The sequence below is a fragment of the Wenyingzhuangia fucanilytica genome (assembly GCF_001697185.1).
In the GTDB taxonomy this organism is placed as follows: Bacteria; Bacteroidota; Bacteroidia; order Flavobacteriales; family Flavobacteriaceae; genus Wenyingzhuangia; species Wenyingzhuangia fucanilytica.
In genome coordinates, this window is the sequence record NZ_CP014224.1 from 1,368,111 (window position 1) to 1,378,665 (window position 10,555).

General features: G+C 28.7%; 7 protein-coding genes. All 7 read left to right on the forward strand.

The features are described 5' to 3' along the window. The first annotated feature begins 396 nt into the window (after positions 1–396). A complete protein-coding gene (locus AXE80_RS05810) occupies positions 397–1,008 on the forward strand; it encodes a P-loop NTPase family protein (protein ID WP_068825318.1) in 612 nt (203 codons plus the stop codon). Positions 1,009–1,230: 222 nt separating this feature from the next. Beyond that, entirely contained in the window at positions 1,231–2,238 is a 1,008-nt protein-coding gene (locus tag AXE80_RS05815) for a type IV toxin-antitoxin system AbiEi family antitoxin (protein WP_068825320.1), read from the forward strand. Beyond that, complete coding sequence (locus AXE80_RS05820; RefSeq protein WP_068825322.1) at positions 2,213–3,052, forward strand: nucleotidyl transferase AbiEii/AbiGii toxin family protein; 840 nt, start codon at positions 2,213–2,215, stop codon at positions 3,050–3,052. Before AXE80_RS05815 ends, AXE80_RS05820 begins: the two co-directional genes overlap by 26 nt. A gap of 5 nt (positions 3,053–3,057) precedes the next feature. Further along, positions 3,058–8,100, forward strand: coding sequence for an NACHT domain-containing protein (locus AXE80_RS05825; protein WP_068825324.1), 5,043 nt, complete (start codon positions 3,058–3,060; stop codon positions 8,098–8,100). A gap of 143 nt (positions 8,101–8,243) precedes the next feature. Continuing rightward, positions 8,244–8,507 (forward strand): helix-turn-helix transcriptional regulator, encoded by a 264-nt coding sequence (locus AXE80_RS05830; protein WP_068825326.1) that lies wholly within the window; start codon positions 8,244–8,246, stop codon positions 8,505–8,507. A gap of 2 nt (positions 8,508–8,509) precedes the next feature. Continuing rightward, positions 8,510–9,775, forward strand: coding sequence for a type II toxin-antitoxin system HipA family toxin (locus AXE80_RS05835; RefSeq protein WP_068825328.1), 1,266 nt, complete (start codon positions 8,510–8,512; stop codon positions 9,773–9,775). A 102-nt stretch (positions 9,776–9,877) separates the two neighbouring features. After that, complete coding sequence (locus tag AXE80_RS05840; protein ID WP_068825330.1) at positions 9,878–10,552, forward strand: hypothetical protein; 675 nt, start codon at positions 9,878–9,880, stop codon at positions 10,550–10,552. The last annotated feature ends 3 nt before the right edge of the window (positions 10,553–10,555 follow it).

The window sequence follows — 10,555 nt, forward strand, 5'->3', positions numbered from 1 at the left end:
ATAAAAGTAAAAAATAACAAATCTAGTTAGAATTTCAATTTGACATAGGATTTGTAAGCGAGTGTCAATCAATTGAAAAATCCGTAAAAAGAAAAGCTGCCTGAGGCTTTAGCCGAGTTCTTTTCTTTAGGATTTGAGATTGTAATTGACCGCTGAAAATCCAAGTCTTGACTTTTTGTTTCTTTTGTGTTAAGACAAAAGAAAAATCAATCTTATTGTCAAAGATTCAAGACTAGCTTTTTTTTGTGAAGCCTGCACTGAGCGGAGTCGAAGTATTTTCAGCAATGGAAAAAAGAAAATAAACTTTCATCTTAACTTTTTGTTAAAGCCTGTGCTGAGCAAAGTTGAAATATTTTCATCAAAAAAAGACAAAGTAAAAAAACAAAATCAGAGATAATGAATTCGAACCTCAACTACCAAGAAATAACCCAATGGCTCGAAAAAAAAGGCAAAGAACTATTCGGAACACATTTCAAAATTTATAAAGAAGATGAAACCATTATTGAAAAGTTAATAGCCTATATGCTAAAAGATGAAAAAAGAGCTATTGAACTCAATATTTTTTTAGAAAAAGGCATCTTACTTTCTGGCCCCATAGGCTGTGGCAAAACATCATTAATGACCTTGATAAAACATATTACCGAAAAAGAAAAGTATCATGTAAAATCCTGTAGAGATGTAAGTTTTGAATTCATACAAGACGGTTACGAAGTCATTCACAGATATAGCAAAGGCAAGCTATACCAACCAAAATACAACACCATTTGTTTTGATGATTTAGGAACGGAAAGCAACTTAAAATACTTCGGTAACGAATGCAATGTCATGGCAGAAATTATATTAAGCCGTTATGATTTATTTGTTAGTAAAAAGCTAAAAACCCACATCACCACTAACTTATCTGCATCAGAAATTGAACAACACTATGGAAACCGCGTAAGAAGCAGAATGCGAGAACTATTCAATTTAATCGCTTATGACAATACATCAAAAGACAAACGCAGGTAATTAAACCCTATGAATTAATGTCATTTTTCAATCAATAAGTACACAACACCTTTTTTTTATAAATTAAACTTTGGCAAAATTCTTCATTTTTGCCAAAGTTTAACCATCATAACTTTTAAGCGTCAGGACTTTATTTAAATAATTTACATATATTTGTTCATATTAAATAAGTGTTCACGAATAATGAACATTTAAAAATAATGAACATAGAGAGGGAATACAATGGACGAAATAGAGATACTAAATAAAGCAATTCATAATTTAGAAAAGGATATTCCAATAACATGGAACTGGGATACTGTGAATGATAATAAAGACATAGGTGTTGATGGAAAATTAGACCTCACAATTAACAATCAAAAAATTACAATGCTGGTTGAAGTTAAAAAAGATGTTAAAAACCATCAATTGTTTAATATCATAGATTATAATAATAGATTCAAAAACTTCTTATTAGTAGCAGAAAAACTATATCCAAAAGTAAAGAAAGAACTTCGAGAAAACCAAGTAAATTATTTAGAAGAAAATGGAAATGTGTACATCAATAAAGACGGTTTCTTTATTTATATAGATACCCATAAAACAACAAAAACTCAAAAAGAAAAAGGAAATAGAGCATTTACCAAAACAGGGCTAAAAGTAATATTTCATTTCTTATTAGATCCTCAATTAATCAACCAAACACAACGAGAAATAGCAGAAATAACCAATGTAGCATTAGGTAATATTCCATTAATCATAAATGGTTTATTGGAAACCAACCTCATCTTAAAATTAAACAAAAATGAATATATAATTAATGATAATGAAGAGCTGCTGCATAAGTGGATGACAGATTTTGAGCAAACGTTAAAACCTACGCTTTTTAAACAACGTTTTAGATTTCAAAACAAGAACCAAGATTGGAGAACGTTACAATTCAAAACCGATAAAACAGTTTGGGGTGGCGAACCAGCTGGAGATATCATAACCAATCATCTAAGACCAGAAAAATTCACGATTTACACAAAAGAAACTACAAAAGATTTGATGTTGCAATACAAATTATTACCTGACGATAATGGAGATATTTGGGCCTATGATATGTTTTGGGCTGCAAATTTTAATAAAAATAATAACAACACAGCACCAAAACAATTGGTTTATATAGATTTAATGATTACTGATGATAAAAGATGTAAAGAAACTGCAAAGCTAATTTTTGATGAACACATCCAACCAAACATATAAAGAACTCGCTATCCCCTACTTCAAAGAAGTTTTTGATTGTATTGATGAGGTCATGATAAAACTAAAAGTGCCTTATTATCTCATTGGAGCAAGTGCCATAGCCTTAGAATTATTAAAAGACGGAATTAAACCTAGCAGAGGTACAAAAGATATTGACTTTGCAATTATGATTTCTTCTATTCAGGAATTTGAAACCATAGTTGAAGAGCTTGGCAATTACGGATTTAATAAAGTAGAGGCTCCATGGACAATGTATCACGATAAATTTAATATTGTTATAGATCTATTACCATTTGGAGAAATTGAAGAAAAATTCACAGTAAACTTCAATGAGCGCTATACCGATTTGCATGTTTTAGGGTTTAGCGAAGTATTACAACTTCCGGAAACTGTTCAAATAGAAGAAAAATCAATACAAATTCCTTCCTTACCAGGAATGGTTATTTTAAAGCTAATCGCTTGGAGTGATAGGCCTGAAGAACGTGATAGTGATTTGTATGATATTTTAAGAATTATAGAACACTATTTCAATTTAAATTTTAATGAAATAGTAGAGCATCATAACGATACTTTTCCAGAAGAAGGAGATTTAGACCAACTCAAAATTGCAGCAAGGGTATTAGGTAGAAAAGCAAGTCAGTTTTTAAATATTTCAGAGGCAATTAGCACTCGAATTTTAAAAACACTAAACGATAATATCATAGACCCTAAAAAATCTGCAATAGCAAAACAATGGATTAGTAATAAAGAATGGGGTTTAGAATATGCTGTTCAAATTTTGGAGGAGTTAAAACTTGGTTTAATAGAAAAATAGAATAAATGGCAGGAGAGGCAAGTGTATTTCAAACAGGTGGTGGTGGTTTTCATTATGAAAATTATGTGCAAGCATCATTTTTGTTACAGATGATTATTAATGGTGTAGTGCCATCATTTCCTAATGGAAAAATTACAGAAATTGGATTTCAAAATAAGAATAAAGGATATCAAACAGATGATTTATTCTTAAAAGTTGAAGAAGATAATATTACGAAAAGAATAATTTCTCAAATAAAATATAATATTCCAATTTCATCAAAGAATGAAATTTTTTTAGAAGTAATTAAGGCTTTTTGGGAGGATTTTAATAATGTTAACCATTTCGATAGACAAAGAGATAAAATGTTTCTTATTAAATCTAGTCTAACTAATAACGATAAAAATCATATAGTTTATTTATGTCAAATAGCTTCTAAACAAAGTACTTCACAAGATTTTTTTTCTGAAATTAATAGAACGAAAATAAAAAAAGAAGCTCTTGATATATTTGAAGAAAGTCTAACTTTAGCAAAAGGAGATGCTATTACCGAAAAAGAGCTATTTCAGTTCTTAAAATGCTTTCATTTGCTGGCTTATGATTTTACTGCTGAAGCAAGCACAGATGAAACCTATACACTTAATCTTATTCACTTATCAAAATCTAAAGATGTAAGAACTACTTCTAAAGAGATTTGGAGTATACTTCTTAATGAAGTTGCTACACATAATCGAAATGGAGGGGGTATTTCTAAAGATAATTTAAGTAGTTTTCAACCATATAAATATTTTGACTTATCTATAACTAATGATGCGTACTCTTCTCTCAAGAAAATACATCAAGATGGTGAATTACTATTAAAACCATTCAAAAACTCTATAAAAGGTTATCATATAGATAGAGCAACTGTTAAAAAGTCAATAATAAAGTCTATAAATCAATCTGATATTTCTATAATAACAGGTTACCCAGGTGTTGGTAAATCTTCCTTTTTAAAAGATCTTTTAAGTGGTGAATTATCAGATACAGTTCCTATAATTTTTAAAGCTGATCAGTTGAATAAGAATTCATTAGCTCAAGTGTTCAGTGAAGTAGGAATAAATCACAATTTATTCGATTTGTTTAGTTTAATATCAGTGCTTTCAAATAAAATTATAGTAATTGATAGTGCTGAAAAATTATTGGAAGCTCAACCTGATTCTGCATTTAAACAATTATTATCAATTATTTCAGAAAATAAGGGAATAAAACTTTTAATGACTTGTAGGTCTTATGCTGTTAATGTAATTAAACAAAAGTTTGGTATCGATTCCGAAAAAATAAATGTGGTAGATATACCGCTTTTAAATGATGATGAAATTGAGCTAATAAAAAAAGAATTTCCTCAATTAACCAATTTTCTTTCTAATAGTAAAATAAATGAAGTTTTAAGAAGCCCTAAGTATCTTGATTTTACAGTATCAGCGGTAAAAGTAGAAAATGAAAATATCTCGGATGACATGAGTTATTCAGAATTTAAAGAGATATTATGGAATGAAGTTATAGAGAATTCAACGCTAACAAAGAATGGTCTTCCTAGAAAAAGAGGTACTACTTTTATGCACATTGCAGTAGGTAGAGCTATTAATATGAGATTGTTTTTTGAACCTCAAGATGATAAAATAGATTATGAAGCGGTAGAGCTTTTGGAAAGTGATAATATAATAGTTAGAAATAATAATAAATATCAATTTTCTCCCTCTCATGATATTTTAGAGGATTGGGCATTAATAAGATATATTTATTCAATTGAAAATAAACTCTCTAATAAAGCAGATCTATTTAATAAACTAGGTAACCAACCAGCTTTACGAAGAGCTTTTAGATTATGGATTGAAGAATTACTTGCTAATGATATTGATACAGTTGCAACTTTAATTTCTTTGACCATTGAAGATGAGTCAATACCTACATATTGGACAGATGAAATACTTACAGCAGTTTTTAGATCGGATGATTGCAATTCATTTTTTAGGCATTTTTCTTCTAAATTACTGGAAAACAATTGTGTATTTTTAAATAGGTGTATTTTATTGATACGAACAACCTGTCGAGAATATAATTTTAACAAAGAGAACTCAAAAGACATTTTATTCCCTGTAGGTTCTTGTTGGGAAGAAATTTTATGTTTCTTATCTTCAAATATTTCAGAAGTAGAAATCATAAGAAAGTCTATTTCAAATTTATTACTAGACTGGGAGTATAAATACCTTTTTCAATTTAAGCTTTGTTCTAATAAAGAAATAGAAGCTGCAAATAAAATAACTTTTCATTATATAGAAGAAATGTACTCTAATTTAGAGTATTGGTATTCTTCAAGAAATAATAATCAAAAGTCAAGTTTCGTTTATATGCTTTTTGGCTTTGCTTATTATTGCAAAGGAGATTTGAAGAAGTTTATTGAAAAATGTAGTTCAAATATAAATGAGTATGGTAGGTTAGATGGCTTTAGTGAGTTAGTTATTGGAAAAGCTTTAGGTGGTGTTAGAAATAGTGCATTGATTAAAGAATTGCCTGATACGTTAATAGAAATAGCAAATAAGCATTGGAAATATATAGCTCCTAAAAATCCACCTAAAGAAAAAAGTTCTTTGGGTATTTATTTTCCCGAACGAAAAGAACGAGATGATGCCTGGGGTATAGCAAAAACTAGGTCTGATTTTTTCCCTTCAGGAATTTATAAAACGTTTGTTTATAATTTACTACAATACCATCCATGGAAGGCTATCATTTTTATATGTGATTTTACAAATTACATCACATCTTCATACAAAGAATCTGATTTTAGTACAAAAGAGGAGTTAAAGGAAATTAAAGTGATATTAAATGATGGTAATGAAAATACACTCTATGGAAATGAATATTTATGGAACGCATATAGAGGTACAACTGTAACTCATTACCTACTTGAATCTGTTTTAATTAGCCTTGAAAAATATTTATTAGAAATTGCTCGATTTGAAGTTCCTGAAAACAAATTATTAAAGTCAATAACTAATTATTTGTTGGAAAACTCAAATTCAGTTACAATAATTAGTGTTTTAACTAGTGTGTTTATAGCTTATTCAAAAGCGTTTGAAGATAGTATTCTACCAATATTAAGAGTTCGAGAGTTTTATGAGTGGGACACACATAGAGCAACTAGAGAACATTCAGCAACAGCAATTTATGATCAAAGAATTTCTTATGCCCAAAAAGAGAAAGGAGAGTTTAATAGACTTCCTCATAGAACAAAATATCAACGTGGTCTTCGAGAATTCATGCTTTATTATCAAATAAATAAGGGGTCTCTCAATAAAGAATTACAATTAATATTTGATGACTTTTATGAAAATTGTGGAGAAGATATTTTTTGGGAAAAAGCTGTTACAGAAATGGATATTCGCAAATACAAAGCGTCGATTGTGGATGAAGAAAAAGGAGTTTTTCAATTAGAAGTAAACTATCCAAAACCCATTTATAATGCTGTTAAGTCTTTCACAAAAGAAAATGAAAACGATAATCTTTCTTTACATTATTCTCATTCATTAAGACAAGCAAAAGAAAAAAAACATGAAATGTCATTTGATGAATGGAAAACTATTTTCAATCATTTTTCTTCAGATAAAATAGAGAAAACAATGTGGGATTCACCTGTAACTTTATCTGTTTTAGGGTTAGAATTATTTTACAAAAAATTAAGTAAAGTTCACAAAAAATATTGTGTTAATACAATTATTGACGTATTGAAACATATTATAAAAGAAGCTAATGACAGGGGGAATTTTAATAGTTTGTTTAAATATAATATTTTGGAAAAACAATTAACAATTGAAGCTATTCATTTATTATATAAATTTAAAGAAGGAGTTGTTGAAGAGAAAGAGCTTGATCTGCTTATTGCCTATTTACTAATTAGTCATTTGGCAGACCACGAGATAAGGGATTTTCAAAAATATTTTAGAAATATCTTTAGTAAAGAATTTCCAGAAAAATCCAGTAAATTAATTATTGCATTAATAAAATATGCGAAATTCTATAGTGAGAATAAAGTTAATAATTATCGTAGTCAGCAAGAAACAAAGGAATACAGAGAAAAAGAATTTGAATTTATAGAAAGTATAATGTTTACAAGTGATTTACCTGAAATTTCTACTTTGTCTTTTGAATCATATGAGTCTCATTTTTTAAACAACTCTTTACTTCTTATAGCTTCAAATACAAATAGTGAATTCTTTCAAAATTACATTTTGAAAATGTGTGAATTAATTTTAGAAGACTTAAAGCAAGAAGATGACTATTCATATTCTCGTTCAAGAAGATCAAGAAAAACAAATTATAAAATTCTTGTTGATTTACGTTTTTACTTTAATGAAGTTCTTTTATTAAATGATGTCAACGTAAGCAAATCACTGGTAGATAAATTATGTATTCCTTTTTTAAATAATGATTTCAAGAATACACATGATATTAAAGATTTGTATGAGCTTATAACAGGTGTTTTTAATACAACTGTTACAAGGTTTGATGACGTAATTAATGAAGATAAAGATGTTGAAAAGTATAGAAACCATTTTTGGGAGTTGTGGAAATATCTTTTTAATAAAGTTAAGCAATCAGGTAGTTATTTTTTAATCAAAGAACTTTTATTAAATGTTAACGAGAACTATTGGTCTATAAAGTCAGATAATTGGAAGGGTTTTATCAATTACAAACCCCATTATAATGAGTTTATAGATTATTTTAAAACTAAATCATTACCACATATAATTCCAGTTTTTTCCTCTTTTGGAGAAAAAGTTTTTCTCCCATCGGGCATTAATTTAATAGTAAAAAATTTAAAGGAAAGTGATAGCAGTTATGATAGTTTAGACACTATAAATGCGGTTAAACTAATTCAAGTACTTCTCAATAATCATATACAGGAAATTAAAGAATCTCAAAGTTTAATAAAGAATTTTATTTACATCTTAAACAAGATGATTGATTTAGGGTATTGTGAAGCTTATCTAATTAGAGAATGTGTAATTACCTATAAAAAATCAACATAATTCCCCTACAAGTCAAAACCCAATTTTCTCGCTTTTCTTGGCTTACAGAGTTAGATTAAATGATAAACAGGTTTTTAATATAGTGTATTATAATACACATTTTAAGGTTTTTGATTATATTTGTGTATTATAATCAACAAAATATGATAGATGCAATCACTATTAAGGAAGTAAAATTGCAGTTGGGTGAGCTTTGCAAACAGAAAAGACAAATTTACGAAATGTCTCAGCAAGACCTTGGAGAAGCTTTAGAATTGTCACGCTATACCATTCAAAAATTTGAAAACGGTAAGAACGCAACTTTAGATACAGTACTAAAAATAGCAAATCATTTTGATTTACTAGAACCATTGTTTCAAGCATTAAAAGATGTAGAGAATAAGAATGATATAAACTCATTATATTAAAAATGGCTAAAAATAAAATCATAGAAGTGATATTGTTTGGGATAGAAATAGGTAAAATTGGATACGACATAGACAAGCGTACCTCTTTTTTTCAATACAATCCAAATTTTTTAGAATCTAACCAATACAGCAATATATTTCCTTATGTTTTTAAACGGATAAAATCCGTACAAGTATTCTCAAAATTTGAAGGAGAAACATTCAGAGGGTTGCCTCCTATGATTGCCGATTCCTTACCTGATCTGTTTGGAAATATTATTTTTAAAGAATGGTTAGAAGCTAAAAAGACAGAGGTTAAAAAAATAATCTCACTAGAACAATTAACCTATGTTTCTAACCGCGGTATGGGGGCCATTGAATACCATCCTTCGGTAGAAATACCAACATCAACAACAATTAATATTGAGGAAATTGTTGAGGTACTAAATAAAGTTTTAGATGTAAAAAATGAAACATCGGGCAAGTCCTTAAATGATTTAGCGCTGTTAAATATCTTTAAGATAGGAACATCAGCAGGTGGTGCAAGACCCAAAATTCTTATTTCAGAACATAAAGAGTCTGGTAACATTATTCCAGGAGATATAGAATACTCAAAGGATTACAATCATTACCTCGTAAAGTTGTGTATGGATGAGGAAGCGGGCTATAACAAGGAAAAAATAGAATACATATATTATCTATTAGCAAAAGAAGTAGGTATACAAATGATGCCTTCAAAATTAATAGACAACAAACATTTTGCAACGTTACGTTATGATAGACAACATGGTGAAAAACAACATGTTTTAACCGTATCGGGGTTAACAGGATGGGATTTTAAAAAACCAGACAATGCCAGTTATGAAAACGTATTTAAACTAGCACTAGACCTTAAAGTACCGCATAAAGATATTCAAGAACTCTTTAGACGTATGGTGTTTAATATTGTTTTTGCAAACATTGATGATCATTTAAAAAATCATAGTTTTATCTATAACAAAGAAACAAATTCTTGGAATTTAGCACCTGCGTACGATTTAACATATCCCTTAAATATAAATCTAACCTTTAGCAAGGTAACAAGAGCCTTGTCAATCAATCATAAAAGAAATAAGATTACTTTAGAAGATGTGTTAACCATTGCAGAAGCCTATGTTATTAAAAACCCCAAAGGGATTATTCAAAACATACAAGGAGCTACTTTAAAATGGGATTCTTTATGTAAAGAATTTGAAGTGCCTGAAAAGGTACGTGAGGCAATTAAAAAAGATTTTGTAATTCTAGTCTAGTTAATAAATTATAAAAAAGGCAAGAAAATTTATTACTATATTAAGCAGTAAACCATATTTAACAATTGTTTAGTCAAGTCTTATATAAAACCCATTTTACTAATGCCATATTCTGGAGGTAGTGCCACACATTCGGGTATAGTTTACCAAGATTGGTATTTAGCATTGTTAATGTCTTATACCTTTTTTGAAATAGATTATATAGTATATCCGGAAGCTTTAAAATCAAATACAACTATTGTAGATGATATTAAAGTAAAGACGAGACTTGGTAAAACTATGTATAGCGTTAAGTTTAGATTACCTTCCAAAAATCTACATTGGGACCAATCAAACCTCGCTTCTCAAGGAATATTTTCAGATTTTAAAAAACAACATGAGGCTGATTCAAAATGCACAATAGTTTTAGTTTCAGAAAGTAATTGTTATCTGTTTTCAGAAGTGTTTACAAGGGCAAGAAATGCAGAACTACCAAATGATATTTACAAAGTTTTAGATTCTCAATTTGCTATTGAACAATGGGAAACGGCAAAGAGATATTTGAACTACAATGACTTTCAACTAATTGCTTTTGCAAAAAAGGTAAGTATTAAATGTTTACCTCTAATAGAGATAAAGAATTTAATAAAACGTCGCTTTATTCATATTGGTAGATATAATGAAGTTAAGAATTTGTTCTACCATAAAGCGGGAGAATGTTCAAGTAATAAAACTAAAATTGATAAAACAGAAATCAATAGATGGCTTAATGAAGATATGATTGACTTTAATACATAGAAA

What these genes read in the sequence shown, in the direction of transcription:
- AXE80_RS05830 (WP_068825326.1), top strand. Translation starts at nt 8,244, where the DNA reads ATGATAGATGCAATCACTATTAAGGAAGTAAAATTGCAGTTGGGTGAG.
- AXE80_RS05815 (WP_068825320.1), top strand. Translation starts at nt 1,231, where the DNA reads ATGGACGAAATAGAGATACTAAATAAAGCAATTCATAATTTAGAAAAG.
- AXE80_RS05835 (WP_068825328.1), top strand. Translation starts at nt 8,510, where the DNA reads ATGGCTAAAAATAAAATCATAGAAGTGATATTGTTTGGGATAGAAATA.
- AXE80_RS05840 (WP_068825330.1), top strand. Translation starts at nt 9,878, where the DNA reads ATGCCATATTCTGGAGGTAGTGCCACACATTCGGGTATAGTTTACCAA.
- AXE80_RS05810 (WP_068825318.1), top strand. Translation starts at nt 397, where the DNA reads ATGAATTCGAACCTCAACTACCAAGAAATAACCCAATGGCTCGAAAAA.
- AXE80_RS05820 (WP_068825322.1), top strand. Translation starts at nt 2,213, where the DNA reads ATGAACACATCCAACCAAACATATAAAGAACTCGCTATCCCCTACTTC.
- AXE80_RS05825 (WP_068825324.1), top strand. Translation starts at nt 3,058, where the DNA reads ATGGCAGGAGAGGCAAGTGTATTTCAAACAGGTGGTGGTGGTTTTCAT.